The sequence below is a fragment of the Allofranklinella schreckenbergeri genome, assembly GCF_003703475.1.
Taxonomy (GTDB): Bacteria; Pseudomonadota; Gammaproteobacteria; order Burkholderiales; family Burkholderiaceae_C; genus Lampropedia; species Lampropedia schreckenbergeri.
The window spans coordinates 38605-53943 of record NZ_RDQM01000010.1; the positions used below are offsets into that span (position 1 = coordinate 38605).

General features: G+C 69.0%; 10 protein-coding genes. 1 reads left to right on the forward strand and 9 read right to left on the reverse strand.

The window, feature by feature from the left end; all coding sequences use genetic code 11:
* Positions 1-41 precede the first annotated feature (41 nt).
* The gene (locus tag EBQ26_RS08750) at positions 42-1649 is read right to left on the reverse strand and encodes a M48 family metalloprotease (protein WP_122238642.1); all 1608 of its coding nucleotides are present in this window, start codon (positions 1647-1649) and stop codon (positions 42-44) included.
* A gap of 294 nt (positions 1650-1943) precedes the next feature.
* On the opposite strand from EBQ26_RS08750, the gene EBQ26_RS08755 reads away from it, so the two are divergent.
* Positions 1944-2462 (forward strand): bactofilin family protein, encoded by a 519-nt coding sequence (locus tag EBQ26_RS08755; RefSeq protein WP_122238643.1) that lies wholly within the window; start codon positions 1944-1946, stop codon positions 2460-2462.
* A gap of 149 nt (positions 2463-2611) precedes the next feature.
* On the opposite strand, the gene EBQ26_RS08760 is transcribed toward EBQ26_RS08755, so the two are convergent.
* The 8 genes from EBQ26_RS08760 to EBQ26_RS08795 all read right to left on the reverse strand — a co-directional run bounded on the left by EBQ26_RS08760 (position 2612) and on the right by EBQ26_RS08795 (position 15197).
* Complete coding sequence (locus EBQ26_RS08760) at positions 2612-2866, reverse strand: DUF2789 family protein (protein WP_122238644.1); 255 nt, start codon at positions 2864-2866, stop codon at positions 2612-2614.
* A gap of 23 nt (positions 2867-2889) precedes the next feature.
* A complete protein-coding gene (gene creB / locus EBQ26_RS08765; RefSeq protein WP_122238645.1) occupies positions 2890-3666 on the reverse strand; it encodes a two-component system response regulator CreB in 777 nt (258 codons plus the stop codon).
* A gap of 12 nt (positions 3667-3678) precedes the next feature.
* Entirely contained in the window at positions 3679-4146 is a 468-nt protein-coding gene (locus EBQ26_RS08770) for a barstar family protein (RefSeq protein WP_122238646.1), read from the reverse strand.
* A 463-nt stretch (positions 4147-4609) separates the two neighbouring features.
* A complete protein-coding gene (recD, locus tag EBQ26_RS08775) occupies positions 4610-6889 on the reverse strand; it encodes an exodeoxyribonuclease V subunit alpha (RefSeq protein WP_122238647.1) in 2280 nt (759 codons plus the stop codon).
* A 57-nt stretch (positions 6890-6946) separates the two neighbouring features.
* The gene (locus EBQ26_RS08780) at positions 6947-9061 is read right to left on the reverse strand and encodes a glycosyltransferase (protein WP_122238648.1); all 2115 of its coding nucleotides are present in this window, start codon (positions 9059-9061) and stop codon (positions 6947-6949) included.
* Positions 9061-11187 (reverse strand): tetratricopeptide repeat protein, encoded by a 2127-nt coding sequence (locus EBQ26_RS08785; RefSeq protein ID WP_147474036.1) that lies wholly within the window; start codon positions 11185-11187, stop codon positions 9061-9063. Before EBQ26_RS08785 ends, EBQ26_RS08780 begins: the two co-directional genes overlap by 1 nt.
* Positions 11188-11442: 255 nt before the next feature.
* Positions 11443-12777 (reverse strand): c-type cytochrome biogenesis protein CcsB, encoded by a 1335-nt coding sequence (ccsB, locus tag EBQ26_RS08790; RefSeq protein WP_122238650.1) that lies wholly within the window; start codon positions 12775-12777, stop codon positions 11443-11445.
* Positions 12778-12845: 68 nt separating this feature from the next.
* Positions 12846-15197, reverse strand: coding sequence for a cytochrome c biogenesis protein ResB (locus tag EBQ26_RS08795; protein ID WP_122238651.1), 2352 nt, complete (start codon positions 15195-15197; stop codon positions 12846-12848).
* Between the last annotated feature and the right edge of the window lie 142 nt (positions 15198-15339).

Here is a 15339-nt window from a genome sequence, read left to right on the forward strand (position 1 = left end):
GCGCAGGGCGTGGGATTGCAAACGGGGTCATCCCGGGCGCGTTATTGCAAGCTCTTTTGGGCTTGCTCCTGCTCGCGGTGCAGCCGTTGCATCAGGCTCAGGCGGCTTTGCAGGATGGAGGCATCGACGTGGTCGGCCTTGGGGCCGAGTTCGCGCAGCAGTTGCTGGCCGGCCTTGAGGCGGTCGATGGCGGCGGCGTAATCCAGGCGCGCGGCTTGCGCTTCGGCCTGGGCGCGGATGGCGCGCAGCGGCAGGCCTTGCGCCGTCCACAGCCGCGCCAGTTGTTGCCAGCCGCCCGCATCGTCTGGATGTTCACCCAGCCAGCTTTGCCATTGCTCGGCCAGCGTGGCGTCTTGGCCTTGCGCATCGACGACGTAGGCGGTGCGCAAAAACAGCTCGGGGCGGCGGGCAGGGGTGTCGCTGGGGAGGGAGCGCAGGCGTTGGGCGGCGGCGTGCGCCCAGTGCGTATCGCGTGCGGCCAGGGCCAGCTCCAAATCCAGCAGCCGTGCCTGGCGCAAGGCGTCGGCGTCGTTTTGCACCGCTTCGGCCAACTGAGCGGCCCACTGCCGGGCGTGGGCAAAGTCGCGTAATTGGGCGGCGGCCAGCGCACCTGCGTACAGGCGCGCGGCTTGCTGGTGCTGGGCCGATGGGGTTTGGCGGTTCTCGGTTGTGTTGGCTTGGGCGGCGGTGGCCTGCACGGGCTGGTGGGCGGCTTGCACGGTGGCGCGCAGAAAGTCTGCCTGGCCCAGCGAGAGGACGCGCGAGCGCGCCACGATCAGCGCGTGCTCCAGCGTGGGCTGGGGGCGGCGGTAGCGCGGGCCTTGCGGCAGCCGCCCTTGCATGTCGGAGAGGCGCTGCGAGGTCAGCGGGTGGGTGCGCAAATAGGGGTAGGCGCCGCTGTCGTTGAGGCGGTTGGCTTGGTGCAGCTTTTCAAACATGCCGATAAAGCCCGTGGGGTCGAAACCGGCGCGCTTCATCAGTCCCAGGCCGATGCGGTCGGCCTCTTGCTCCATGGCGCGGGTGAAGTTCAGGCTGTTTTGCACGGCCAGCGCCTGCCCGCCTGCGATGACGGCTTGCGCCGCATCGGGGCTTTTGCTGGCGGCCAGCGCGCCCAGGATCATGCTGGCAATCAGCAGCGGCGTTTGACGCGCGTTTTGCGCCGCCATGCGCGAGATGTGGCGCTGTGAGACGTGCGAGAGTTCGTGCGCCATGACCGAGGCCAGCTCGTCGCGGCTATCGACCACGTTGATCAGCCCCAGATGCAGGCCGAAATAGCCGCCGGGCAGGGCGAAGGCGTTGACGGATTTGTCCTTGCCCAGCAGCACGCGCCAGGCGAATTGCTCGCCCAGTGCGTCGCCCAGCGCGCCGGTTTGGCTGGCCGCTTGCATCAGGGCCTGCCAAATGCCTTGGACGTACTCTTGCAGCACGGGGTCGTCGAGGTAGTCGGGGTCGCGGTAGAGCTGGCGCGCAATGGCATCGCCCAAGCGCCGCTCGTCGCCGACGGAAAAGCCGTCGCTCTCGCCCAGTGATGGCAGGGCCTGGGCTGCGGCGGGCAGCGGGGCCTGGGTGGCGGCCACGAGGGCGGCAGCCAGGGCGCTGGCGAGAAGGCGGGTGGCGGCACGGGGCGTGAGACGGCAGGTGGCGGACATGGCGGCATTCCTCATGAGGCGAAAACAACAGGGCCAGGCGGTGTGGATGATCGGCGCGGATTTTGGTTCAGCCCGCGGGCAAATTTGCCAATTGGCAAGACCTGCAAGAAATCGCAAAAACGCCGGGAGTTTCAGTTTTGACAGCGGCTTGTCCGCATAATCTCAACCGAATTCTTGCTTTCATGCGCGATTTGGCGGGGCGCATCGCCCCCTGGTTCGCCAGTCTGTCAGGACGGGGCCGCTGCGCCCTGTTGTGTTTTTTACCCCCTTATCCCTTTAGAGAGGACTAGCGTCATGGCCCAATCTTTTTTCGGCGGCGGCAAGCGCACGGAAACCAAACCTGAAACCACGGCTGCGCCTGCTGCGCCCGAGGCTGCGCCGGTAGCGGTGCCCGCGGCGGCGCCGCGTGCGCCCAATTTGTTTGCCGCTGGCGGCGCGGCCTCGTTTGCCAGCGCCAGCCCCGCAGCCGATGGCGGCAAGGAGGAGGCCAAGCAGCAAAGCAAGCTCACCGTCGGCCCCAATATCAAGCTCAAGGGCGTGGAGATCACCGATTGCGATGTGCTGAGCATCGATGGGGTGGTGGAGGCGACGCTGGAATCCAAGCTGATCCAGATTTCCGAGCAAGGCTCGTTCAATGGCACGGCCAATATCGATGTGGCGGAGATTCGCGGCAGTTTCGACGGCGAGCTGACGGTGCGCGAGAAGCTGACGGTGTTTGCCACCGGCAAGGTCACGGGCAAGATTCGCTACGGCAAGCTGGTGGTGGAGGAGGGCGCAAGCATCAGCGGCGAAATCAGCGCGATGGCCAGGTAAGCGCTTGCAGCACGCAAAAAAATACGCCCAACGCCGGGCGTATTTTTTTGTGTGCGCATGGGGTTTTGCCAATCAAAAGGAAAACAAATTACCTTGTTTAGGCATGATGGTATTGATATATATTTTCTTTTGATTGGTTGATTCGGATTTTAGCGCAAGGCCTCGCCAAGCTGGTCGATGAGGATGGCCCAAGGCGGCTCGTCGAGCTGTTTTTGCTCCCGGATGAATTGCGCCTGGGCGGCGTTCCAAAACGGCGCCTCGGCCAGCAGGACGTTGCCCGGCAGGGGCTTGTGGGTGGCGATGAAATCGGCAATGGCCACGGGGCTGCTGGGCAGGCCAAGCTGGTCGAACAAGTCGGTAAAGCTGGCGCATTGCTCGATGAATTCGGGGCTATGGGCGGGCATGAGGCTCTCCTTTTCAGGTGGGGTCAAAAAATGGGGTGGGCAGGCGGCGCGGGCACGGGCGTTGGCGCGGATGCGCGCACGCTGTAGCCCAGGCCACGATGGGTTTCGATGGCGTCGTGCTCGGGGGCGATGGCGCGCAGCTTGGCGCGCAGGGTTTTGATGTGCGCGTCCACCGTGCGCTCCAGGCTGTCTTCGGCATCGCTCCAGGCCAGCTCCATGAGTTGGGCGCGGCTGTACACGCGCCCGGGGCGGGCCAGCAGGGCCGCCAGCAGGCGGTATTCGTAGCGCGTCAGGCTCAGCCATTGGCCGAAGTAGGCGATGCGCAGGCCCTCGGCATCGTGGGCAAAGGGCAGGCTGGGCGCGCTGACTGGCTGGCTTGGCGGGGGCGTGGCGGCAGACGCTGCGGGCCAGGCGGGCGGGCGCGACTGCGTGCGGCGCAGGATGGCGCGCACGCGCGAGGCGACTTCGCGCGGGCTAAAGGGTTTGGTGACGTAATCATCGGCGCCGATTTCCAGGCCCACGATGCGGTCCACCTCATCGCTGCGGGCGGTGAGAAAGAGCACGGGCAGCTCGCTGCGCTGGCGGATGCTGCGGCACAGGTCAAAGCCGCTGATGTCGGGCAGGCCCACATCCACAATCGCCAGCGCAAAGGGCGGCGCGCCCGCTTCGAGCTGCAAGGCGTGCAAGGCGGCGCTGCCCAGCGATTCCCAGTGGGTGGCAAAGCCTTCGGTTTTGAGCGCGTAGGCCAGGGTTTGGGCGATGGCGGGCTCGTCTTCCACGATCAGGATGCGCTCGCTCATGGGGTGCCTGGGTCAGAAGAAGGAATAAAAACAGCGAAACGGCGTTTGCCGATCGGCCCAGAAGTCAGCGGTGTCGCGGAATACATCCAGCAGTTTTTCGCGCATTTCCTTGTCGAATTTGACGCTGATGGGGATGTGTTCGAGCACGACGATAAAGCCTGGCTGGGGGCCGCTTTGGTGCAGGTGGGTGGTCAGGCTTTGGAGCAAGGCTTGCAGGCTACGGCCAAAGGGGCTGGCTAGCAGGAACTGGCGGCTGATTTCCTCCAGGATGCGCGGTTTGGTGGTGGCCTCGTCCAGCGCGGCGTGCAGAAAATGCTGGCCCCAGTGCTGCGCAATGGCTTGCAAATGGGCGGGGCGGTAAGCGCGGATGGATTGCACGAGGTTGGCTGGCACCGCTTTTTCCAACTGGGCGGCCCATTGGGCCACTTCTGCGGGCAGCGGTGCGTCGTCCTGGCGTGCATGGTTTTCAAAAGCACTCATAAGGCGGCATCTCCCTCGGATTGGTTTTGCAAGGGCCGCGCCTGCGCAGGCACGCGCGGCCAAGTCGCAAACGGCCATTGTGCCGAGAAAATCGCCGCTGCCGGAGCAATTGGCATGCCTGGCGGCGTGTGATGGCGTTGTGCGCGCCCTGAGAAAGCGTGCAGTGCATTGCCGGGGCGGAGCAAAAATGCCTAGAGCGTGTTACGCACTTTGCGCTCCCCCGCGCTGGCCCCAAAACCGTGTAATCGCAAGGCGGCGCGCGCCGCCAAGGCTGGCTGCCTTGGCAAGCGGGCCAACGCGGCGAGTGCATGGTTTTGGGGCCAGCCCGAAGGGAGAAGCGCCCCGGCATGCGCATTGAGGCGTTGCCGCCCCCTTGCAGCGCAGCCAGGCTGCGGCGGGGACGGCGCCTTGCACTGCACACGCCGGGGCGCTCTCGCGGGGGGCGGAAAGTGCATAACACGCTCTAGGCGTTGCTCTCGTCGTCGGTGGCGCGGTGCAGGAGCTCGGCCAGGCCGCTGGCGCGTTGGGTACGGCGGCGCATGGCTTGGGGCCAGAGGCCGGTGGCGGGGGCGAGGTAACTGAGGTGGGCGCGCGCGCGGGTCAGGCCGGTGTAGAGCAGCTCGCGCGTGAGCAGGGGGCCGGTGTGTGCGCTCAGGCACAGCAGTACGTGCTCGAATTCCGAGCCTTGGCTTTTGTGCACGGTCATGGCGAAGGCGGTTTCCACGTGCTGCATGCGGCTGACGGAGAAGGAGCGCAGGCGCGGGCCATCTGGCCCGGCTTCGGCCTGGGCGGCGGGGGGGAAGTACACGCGCAGTTGGCGGCGGTCGTGCGCGGCGGGCAGGGCGATGCCGACGTCGCCGTTGAAGATGCCCAGGTGCGCATCGTTGCGCGTGACCATGACGGCGCGGCCTGCGAACCAGCCGGGTTTGACGGGCAGGCCCGCTGCGGCGAGGTGCTGCAAGACGAGCGCATTCATGCCCTCCACGCCCCAGGGGCCGCTGCGCGTGGCGCAGAGGATGCGAAAGCGCGCGAGTTGTTCGAGCACGCGCCAGACCCAGGCGGTGTGCTGGTGTTGCCAGTGTTGCTGCCCCTGCCCCTGCTCCTGTGTGGCATCGCCGTTGCGGGCAGGCGGCTGGGGCCAGGCGGGGGCGTCGCGCACGGCGTCGGCCAGTGCGCCGTAGCCGGGCCAGGGGCCGCTGCCGCCCTGGATGCGTTGCAGGGCATCGTCGAGGTTGGCGGGCTCTTTCCACCACACGGCTGCGGCGGCGTCGGGTGCGGCCTGGGTGGGGGGCGGCACGTGGTGCAGCGCCTGGGCGAGTGCGTGCTCATCGCCCGATTGCACGATGCGGGCGAGCTGGCCGATATCGCTGCCAAAACGGCGGCTTTCGCGCAGCATGGCGGTGGCTTGCGCCAGCAAGGGCGGGGGCGCGATGGGGGGCGCGGTCCACTGCTCGGGCAGGCTTTGGCCGCAGGTGGCGTGCAGATAGCGCGCGGTGGCGGGGCTGTACTGGCCTTGTTCGGCGTGTTCGCAGATGTCGCCCAGCACGGCCCCGGCTTCGACGGAGGCGAGCTGGTCTTTGTCGCCCAGCAGCACCAGGCGAGCGCTGGCGGGCAGGGCTTGCAGCAAGGCGGCCATCATGGGCAGATCGACCATGGAGGCTTCGTCGACGAACAGCCAGTCCAGCGCCAGCGGGTTGCCCGCGTGGTGTTGCAGCGCGCGCGTGCCGGGGCGTGCGCCCAGCAGGGCGTGCAGGGTGCGCGCGGGCGGGATGTGCGCCAGCGCCTGGCGCAGGGCTGGGGGCAGGTGCTCCAGTGCGGCGAGGGCTTGTTGCAGGGATTCGCTCAGGCGCGCGGCGGCTTTGCCGGTGGGCGCGGCCAGGCGGATGCGCACGGCGGCGGGGTCGGGCGCCAGGGCCAGCGCGGCGGCCATCAGGCGGGCGGCGGTGTAGGTTTTGCCGGTGCCTGGCCCGCCGGTGATGACGCTGAGATGGCGGCGCAGGCCCAGCGCGCAGGCGGTTTTCTGCCAATTGGGTGTTGCTGGCGCTGGCCGCCGCGCGGGGCGGGCGGTGGCTTGGGGAGCGGGCGTGGGGTGGTCGAACAGCATCGCCAGCGTGGCGGCAACGGGGGCGTGGGCCAGCGCCACGGTGTGGCGGGCGCGCTCCAGCAGGCCGTGGGCGACGGTTTGCTCCAGGTCGTGGTAGCGGCGCAGGTACAGGCGCAGGGGCTGGGGCGCGCTGGCGTGGGGGGGCTTGCCCAGGTGCAGTACGAGCGGGGGGGCGGGCGTATCCAGCGCGAGCAGGGGGTTGGCGGCGCTGGGGGGGGCTGCGTCGGAGGGCAGGTGCGCGGGGATGTCGATGGCTTCTACCAGCGGTGATTGCAGCGCCGCCAGCCAATCGGCGTGGCTGGCGGGCAAGTGGCTGCAAAGCGTGTGCAAGGCGGCTTGGGCTGGCTCATCGAGCGGCCAGCTCAGCATGTCGCCCAGGCGCTGGCGCAGGTGGCGTTCATGGCCGGGGTGTTCGTGGCTGAGGCGGTCGATGGGCAGGCAGCTATGGCCGCGCGTTTGCAGCGCCGAGAGCACGGCGGCGATGTAGGGCAGGCTGGGGTGGGGCGGGGCGTTGGCTGAGGCGGCCTGCTCGAACACCCATTGCGCAAAGGCGGCGTCGATGCGCGCCAGCCAGCCTTGCTGCGCCCATTGCCAGAGCTGGGCGAGGTCGGTGTGGGCAGGGGGAAGCGGATCTGGCATAATTTTATCAATCAATAGGAAATAAAATTGCCTTGTTTTGGCTTGATGTGTATAAAATCAATTTTCCTTTGATTGGTTTTCTTGTGAAAGTGGCGAAGGGGTGGCCGGGTGCGGGCTGGGCGAGCGCCTGCGGCGCTTGGCCAGGTACATCAGGCTGGCGCTGAGGGCAAAGCGCAGGCGTGCGAGCAGGCTGGGGCGCGGGCGTTGGGCCAGCTCGGGCAGGGGCAGGGTGTGCAAGTCCAGCCCGGCCTGGCGGGCCATGAGCAGCAGGCCCATCTCGGGTTGGTCGAGCAGGGACAGGCGCATGTGGTGCACTTTTTGCATGGCGCTGCGCTGGTAGAGCTGCACGCTGCGGCTGAAGTAGGGCGCCAGCGCCCAGCGGCGGGCGCGGCGGTGCTGGTCGGCGGGGATGGCCAGCAGGGCCTCGGGCGCGGCGGCGGGGCTGGGGGGCGCGGCGCGTTGCAGCAGGGCGGCGATGGCGGCATCCAGCGCGGGCCAGGCGTTGCGGTCCCAGGCCAGCTCGGCGGGGATGTGCAGCAGTTGCTCATGCCCTTGGCGCAAGGCCCAGCGCATGCCGGTTTGCAGCGCGCCCAGGCGGTTGGCGCTGTAGGGGGTGTGGATGGCGACGGCGCTGCATGTCGGTGCGGTGCGGGCGGTGTCCGTCTGGGCGCGCCATTGCAGCGCCCATTGGCTCAGGCGTTGCATGGCGGGGCGTTCGTGCGTGGCTTCGTTGACGAGCACCAGTGTGGCGTGGCGGCCGGGCGCGCCGGAGGCGATGCGGCTGAGGTGCGTGGCCAGCGCGTCCAGCTCGGCGGGGGCGGGGAGGTGCCGCAGGGGCAGCACCAGCGCCAGGGTGCGGCGGGCGGGGCGGCGCTCGGGCACTTCTGGCGTCAGCGAGCTGTAGAGCGTGTGGACATGGCGGCTGTTGGCACCGATGGAAAAGAGCTGCTGCGCGGCCACGCGCCCGGCCTGGCCCAGGCGCTGGCGCGCGGGCGGGTCGGCGCGCAGGCGCTCCAGCGCTTGCTGCCAGGCGGGCACATCGTCCATGGGCACGCACAGGCCTGCGCCGGATTGGCGGATGAGCCAGGGCATGCCCGAGCCGTGCAGGTCGGAGACGACGCAGGGTTTGCCGAACTGCATGGCTTCCACCAGCGCCAGCCCAAAGGCTTCGGTGCGCTCGCGCGAGGCCAGGGCAAAGACGTCGCACTGGGCCAGCAGGGCGTGCTTGCGCGGCTCGTCCACGCTGCCCAGCAGTTGCACGTCGGCGGGCTGGCCCTGGCGGCGCAAATCGTCGATCAGCGCTTGCAGGGGCGCGCGCAAATCGCCTTCGCCGACGATGCGCAGTTGCGCATGGGGCAGGTTGGCCACGGCGCGCACCAGCGTTTCAAAGCCTTTGTAATAAGTCAGCCGCCCGATGGAGACGATGCGCAGGCGGTTGGCGCTCCAGCTCGGGTCGCTGGCGGCGTCGGCGGCGTCGGCCGTGGCGTCGATGGGGGCTTGCGGCGCCTGGGCTTGCAGGCCCAGGGGGATGGCGACGCATTTGTCCAGCCAGGGGCGCAGGGTGGCGCTGGCCTGCAAGTACGGCGGCGAGGTGGCGATGATGAAGTGCGCCTGGGCCAGGATTTTGTGCTCCAGCGGGCGGTAGAGGCGATAGGCCAGCGCCAGGGCGGTTTGCTCGCGGGTGAAGGTCACGTCCGAATGCCAGTGCACCACCCAGGGCACGCGCCGCGCGCGCCGTCCCAGCGCCAGCAGCCAGAACACGGCGACGTTGGGCATGTGCAGGTGCAGCACATCGGGCTGGAAGGTTTTGAGGCTGTGGCGGATGGCGCGCGCAAAGCCCAGCGAGATGGGGGTGAAGATCAGCCGGATGTGCACGGGCAGGCGTTGCAGCCAGTAGGGGTCGCCCGGCTGGGGCTGGCCGTGCACGAGCGCGCGTGCGTCCATGCCGCTGGCGCGTTGCTGGGTGATGAGGTCGGCCAGGTAGGTTTCGATGCCGCCGCGATCGGGCGGGTAGAACTTGCCGATGTGCAGGATGCGCAAGGGCCGCGCATCGGGGGCGGCAATAGGCGCTGCAATGGGCGCAGCAAGGGGGGATGCGCTGGGTGCGGGTGGTGCGGCGTGCAAGTCCGCCGGGCCTGCGCACCCGGGCGGGGCCTCGGGCTGGGCGGGCATCACGGGCGGCCGGGGGCCAGTTCGCGCAGGGGGCCAACAGGCGCGCGCGGCGCGGCGGCAGGCGCTGCTTGCAGTTGGGCTTTGAGCTGGGCGTACATGGGGTTTTGCGGCTCCAGGGCGATGGCTTTGTCCACATCGGCCAGCGCGGCGGCGGCCTGGCCGGTGCGCGCGTGCAGCAGGGCGCGGGCGAAGTATGCCGAGGCGCTTTCGCGCTGCGCCAGCGCCTGCTCAATCTGCGCCTGGGCCTGGGGATACTGCTCTTGCGCCAGGTGGGCCATGCCCAGGCCGATGCGGTATTTGCCGCTGTGCGGCGCCAGCTCCAGCAGCAACTGGTATTGCCGGGCGGCCAGCTCGTGCTGGCCCAGCGCGGTGTAGATCTCGGCGCGCAGTTGTTGCAGGTGTTCGCTGGTTGCTGCGTCGGGCTGGCGTTTGAGGCCCTCCTCAATGGCGGCCAGGGCGTTTTGCGGCGCGCCCATGCCGCGCAGCGAAAAGGCGGCCTGGTAGTACAGCGAGGGCGGCTGCATGCCCAGCTTTTCGGCGGCATGGAAGGCTTGCACCGATTCCGCATAGCGCCCCAGCAGTTGCAAGGCCATGCCACGGCTGAACTGGGCGCTGCCCAGCGGTTCGCCCAGCGCGATGGCGCGGTCGAAGTCCTCCAGCGCGGCCTGGGCGCTTTCGCGTTCGAGCAGTTCGGCGCCGCGGTTCATGAAGGGGCGCCAGCGGCCGAAAGCCTGGGGCGGGGCGGCGGTGTCGATCTTGCTGGCGGCATCGCTCCAGACGCTGTAGGCGCTTTGGAAGCTGCTGATGCGCTCGTAGCTCAAGGCCGCCAGCGCGGCCAGGGCCACGCAGCCGGCCAGGTAAATGGCTTTGCGTGGCAGCATCAGCGCCAGAACCAGCGCCAGGGGCGCGGGCAGGAAGATGGCCCAGAGGTAGCTGCGGTAGAGCACGAAGGGGTCTTGAATCCAGGTGGTGGCCAGCTCCAGGCCGAACAGCAGCGCCACGCAAACCACGCTCAGGCCCAGCAGGCTCCAGCCGTCGCGGCGCGCCAGCAGCGCCCAGACGCTGGCGGCCAGCACGGCGACAAAGGCCAGCGCGCCAGCCAGGTGCAGCGGCTCGGTGAAGGCGAGCGGAAAGGCTGGGCGCATGTCGATCGACATCGCGCCCACGTAAGGCGCCAGCCAGTAGCCCAGGTAGGCGAAAAACAGCCCGGCCTGGTTGAAGATGCTCAGGCCATAGGCTTGCGCGGCTGCGCCTGGGCGAAGGCGCTCGAGCTCGCGCACGTAGGCGGCGGAGGTTTCGTCAAACGCGGCGGCGCCGATCACGTGGCCAAAGCGCGGCCAGAGGATGGCGGCCAGCACGGCGCAAGCGGCCAGGGCCAGCGCCGCGCTCAGCGCCACGCGCTTGAGTGGCGGGCGCTGGATGTAGAGGTACAGCGGCGCGGCCAACAGCGGCACCAGCGCGCCATGCTCTTTGGAGAGAAAAGCCCCCAGCGCGCAAGCCGCGGCCAGCGCGGCCCAGCCCAGCCCGGTGCTGCGCGGGGCGTGCGGGCCAGCGGCCTGGCGCACTTGCAGGCAGCGCACCCAGGCCCAGCAGGCCAGGGCGGTGAACAAGGCCAGCATCACCACTGCGCGCTGGATCAAATACCCGGCGGCGTACACCGCCACGGGGTTGAGCGCAAACCAGCCCACGGCGATCAGCCAGGCGGCATCGGCGCGCGTGCGCAGCTCCTGGGGGCTGAGGCGTTGGTCCAGCGCTTCGTCCAGGTTGCTGCGCGCTGCCTGGGCGGGCTGCTGCGCCAGCCATTGCCGCAACAGCGCGTGCGCCAGCAGGCCCACGGCGGCGGTTGTGGCCAGGTGCAGCAGCAGGTTGAGGGCGCGCTGGGCGGCCCAGTTTTCGCCCAGCCACTGCTGGAGCCAGACGAAGCTGCCGTAGGAAATCAGCCGCTGCTGCCAGGGCCAGAGCGCGCCGTAGGTGTCCAGCGTGCCGTCGGTGAGGCGGTTGTCGTCAAACACCAGGCCATTGCCCAGGCCATGCCAGTACACGCCCGCCGTCGCCAGGGCGATCAGCAACAGGCCAATCCACCATGCGCGCCGGGTGGGAGCCGGGGAGGGAGGGAGAGCATTCATGGGAAGCGAAAAAAGAGGGCTGCGCTGCGCGCCAGGGGCGTTGTGCGCCGGACGAAACGAAAGCGCAGGCCGCGCTGGGCCTGCGGCGGGCATTATGACAGCCCGTATCGCCGGGCCAGCTTGCCGACAGGCGCTGTGGGTAAGGCTGCGGATCTTCTTTTTGTAAATCAATAGTAAATTTTATTTGATATGTATATTGACTAAACAATCCAATTAAATTGCCTTTGATTGGTGATTTGGCAATCGCTCAAGACCTCAAAGCTGCCCGTAGCTGTGCAGCCCTGGCAGCAGCAGGTTGACGCCCAGGAAGGCAAAGCTGGTGACCAGCAGCCCCAGCAGCGCCCACCAGGCCAGGGCGCTGCCGCGCCAGCCGCGCACCAGGCGCATGTGCAGCCAGGCGGCGTAGTTGAGCCAGACGATCAGCGCCCAGGTTTCCTTGGGGTCCCAGCTCCAGTAGCTGCCCCAGGCCTGGGCAGCCCACAGCGCGCCCAGCACGGTGGCGAGGGTGAAGAAGGCAAAGCCGGTGGCGATGGCTTTGTGCATCAGCTCCTGTAGCGCGTCGGGCGCGGGCAACGCGGCGGCGATGCGGTGGCGCAGCGCCAGCGCGGCGGCTACGGCCAGGGCGGCGATGCCGCAGTAGGCCAGCCAGAAGCGCACATCGGCATTAGGGCTGCGGCGCAGCAGCAGCGGCGCACAGCACAGACCGACGCCCAGCAGCCACAGCAACCCCAGGGGCAGGCGTTGCCGCCAGCGTGGGCGGTTGGCATGGGGGTGCGCCTGTTGTTGCAGCAGCCAGGCAAAGCCCATGGCGGCGGCGATGGCAAAGGCGCCGTAGCCGATGAGGTTGGCGGGCACGTGCAGCTTCATCCACCAGCTTTGCAGCGCGGGCGCCAGCGGCTGGATGAGGTGGCCTTGCCGCGCCAGCGCGTACCACAGCAGAAAGCCGACGGCGGCGCAGACGATGGGCATGACCAGCGGCCCCAGGCTGCGGGTGCCGAATTGGGCTTCGTAATACAGCATGAACAGGGTGGTGATCCAGCAAAACAGCACCAGGACTTCGTACAGATTGCTCACGGGGATGTAGCCCAGGTTTGCGCCCAGCAGGTAGCTCTCGAACCAGCGCACCAGCGCGCCCGTCAGCGCCATGGCGCTGCCTGCCCAGGCCAGCTTGGCCCCCAGCGCGGCGGCGCCGTGCCAGCGGCTGCGCGCCAGCAGGCCCAGCCAGTAAAACAGCGCGCTGAGCAGGTACAGCAGGCCCATCCACACAATGGCCGATTGGCTGGATAGGGCGTAGCGCAGCAAGGGGGCGCTGTCGGCGCGGGCCAGATCGGGCTGGCCGCCCACGTGGTATTGCCCGATGGCCAGCAGGGCCAGGGCGGCCACGGCCAGCGCAAAGCCTTGCAGGGCGCGCCAGTGCCAGCCCAGCGCGGCCAGTGCGGGGGCGCTGGCCAGGAGGATGGCTTGCTCATACCCATCCATGCAATGTCCGTAGCGGCGCAGCGCCAGGGCCACGCCGAGGGCGAGCAGCAGGGCAAAAGCGCCATCGAGCCAGCGGCGCAGGCGGGGGGGGTGATGGGGGGCGGGCGTCATGGCGTTTGCTGGTATTTCAATCAATGGTAAATTTGATTTATTTGTTGTGTTGCCGAAATATGGTTATTTTATTTCTTTTTGATTTGTAATTCTTGAGGGCTTGCCGGGTGCAAAAGCAGGGTTTGCAGGGCATCGAAGCGGCGTTGCATGCCTTGCGTGCGATGGGGGCTGTTCATGCCCAGCAGGGCGTCGCAGGTGGCGCTGTCAGGGCGCTGGCGCAGCCATAGCCACAGGCGTTGCTCGCGCACATACAGCATCAGGCCCACGCCCAGCACGAGCAGGGCCAGACCGGCAAACACCAGCGGCTGGCCGGGCGCGCGGGTGATTTGGAACGCGGCTTGGTACACCGGCGTGAAATCTTCCAGCGTGAAGGCGACGGGCACGGGGTAGGCGTGCAGCGCGTCCAGCGCCGTCAGGGCGGTGTGGAGGAAGGCGTGCGTGGCGGGTGCGTGCCGATCCAGCGCGGGCAGGCCCTCGGCATGGCGGCGGGCTTGGAGCAGCTCCAGCAGCAGCCCCTGCAGCATGCGCAGCAGCAAGGCGGCGCTGCGCTGGGCGTGCTCGGGCGGGGCTTGCTCCAGCAGGCGCGCCAGGGCGGGCAGGCCGCCGTTGGGCCAGTGGGTGGCGTCGGCAGCGTTGGCGGGTGGGCTGACGGACGGGCTGCCGGGTGGGGTGTCGGATAGGGTATTGGGTGGCTGGGCGGCGATGTGTGCGCCAGAGGTGTGTGCGCCAGCAAATGCGGCCAGCGCCTGGCTGGCGCTGGCGTGCAGGGCGGCGGCGGCTGGGGCGCTCAGGGCGGCGGTTTGCACGTAGCGTTGCACGGCCTGCTGGCGCGCGCGCGCATCGCCCAGCGCGTGGCTCAGGCGCAGAAAGTCGTCCATGCGGCCTTGGGCGTCTTGCGGGATGCGCAGATAGCGCCAATCGGCCTCGTGCGCCAGCGGCTCGCGCACGCCCAGCAGAAACACGGGCACGCCATCGCCCAGATCGGCCGCGCGCTGAAAGTGCCGGAAGGCATGGGCCTGGCCGCTGGCATCGCGCAGGCGATAGGTGATGTGGGGGCCAAAGTCGCGCCACGGCGGCTCGGCTCCTGGGGCGTGGCCCGCGCGGGTAGCGGCGCGCAGGCGCTCGCGCCAGATGCTGGCGGGGGGGAGAGCGGGCGGGGCGGCTTCTACTGCTGCTTCGGCATCGGTTGTGGCCTGGCGGGCGTTGCGCTCATCTTCGATGTGGAACAGGCCCAACTGCGCCGCTTCCAGCGTGTAGGTCTGCGGTAAGCCCTGGGCCGGGCCGACGGGCAGCGCCTGACCGATGCGGGTGTGCAGCAAGGGCGGGGGCGGGGTGGGTGCGGCGTCCGGGCGCTGGGGGGCGGTGCGCAGGGCGACGGGGCGCAGGGTGACGGGCGAGCCGCCATCGCCAAAGCCAGCCAGGTACACATCCACCCCGTGCACGCGCAGCGGATGGTTGACCTCAATGCGGTGGCGGCTGAGCTGGCCGCTGTGGCGATCGGTGATGGCGACTTGGCTGGCAAAGCGCTGCGGCGTGCCGTTGGGGTAGTAGGCCACCTCGAAGCGCTCCAGCCCCAGCGCAAACGGCAGCGCCAGCGCCAGTGCGCCGGGCGGGCTGGCAATCAAGGCGGTGGCCGATTGCTGGCCTTCGGCCACATGCAGCTCGCCCCGGTAGGCGGGCGTGCGGGGGCTGAGCCAGTGCGCGGCGTTGGCGGATTCGGGCGCGCCAGCTTGCGCCCACGGCTGCAAGTCCTGCCGCCAGCGCTGCCACTGCACCCACAGCCCGCTATCGATCAGGCCGCCCAGGCCAATGAGCACGATGGCGCTGTGGCTGGCGATATAGCCCCATTTGCGCGAAGCGCCCTTGCGCGCCGCCACCAGCCAGCCCGGCGCGCCGTGGGCATCGTGCCGGGGCAGGGCGGTGGCGCGCCAGCGGCGCTGGCGCAACGCCTGCACGGCCTGGGCAGCCAGTGCGGGGGCATCGCCTGCCAGCGCTGCGCGCGCGCGCCAGGGCAGGGCGGCAAAGCCGTTGATGCGGATATGCACGGGCAGGCGGCGCATGCCCGCCAGGTAGTAAGGCGCGTGGCGCGCCACGCACAGGCTGGTGCTGGCGATCAAAAAGCCCAGCAGGGCCAGAAACCACCAGGCGCCGTAGGCATCGTCCAGCCCCAGCGCCAGAATCACCGCCCCGCCCGTGGAGCCAAAGTGGGCGTAATAACTGGCCGCCGCCTGTTGCTGCGGCACCAGCGAGGCCGCCAGCGCGCCCAGGCACAGCACCAGCATGATGGCGATGGCAAAGCGCATGGAGGCCAACAGGCGCAAGGCGCGCCGCCACCAGGGGGCCGGGCGGGAAGGCGCAGCGGGAGCGGTAGAAGCGGCAGCAGCAGCGGCAGGCGGGCGAAAGCGGTGGGCGGTGGGCATGGCGTGGGCGATTGTCCCGCCGAACGCGCGTGGGCGCTGCCGTGGTGTTTTGGCCTGGGGCGCTCTGGCGGGGGAGCGCAAAGTGCATCACACGCTCTAAGCGCCGCTGCGATGGGCCTGTGGCTGGTACAAAGCCGCCTTC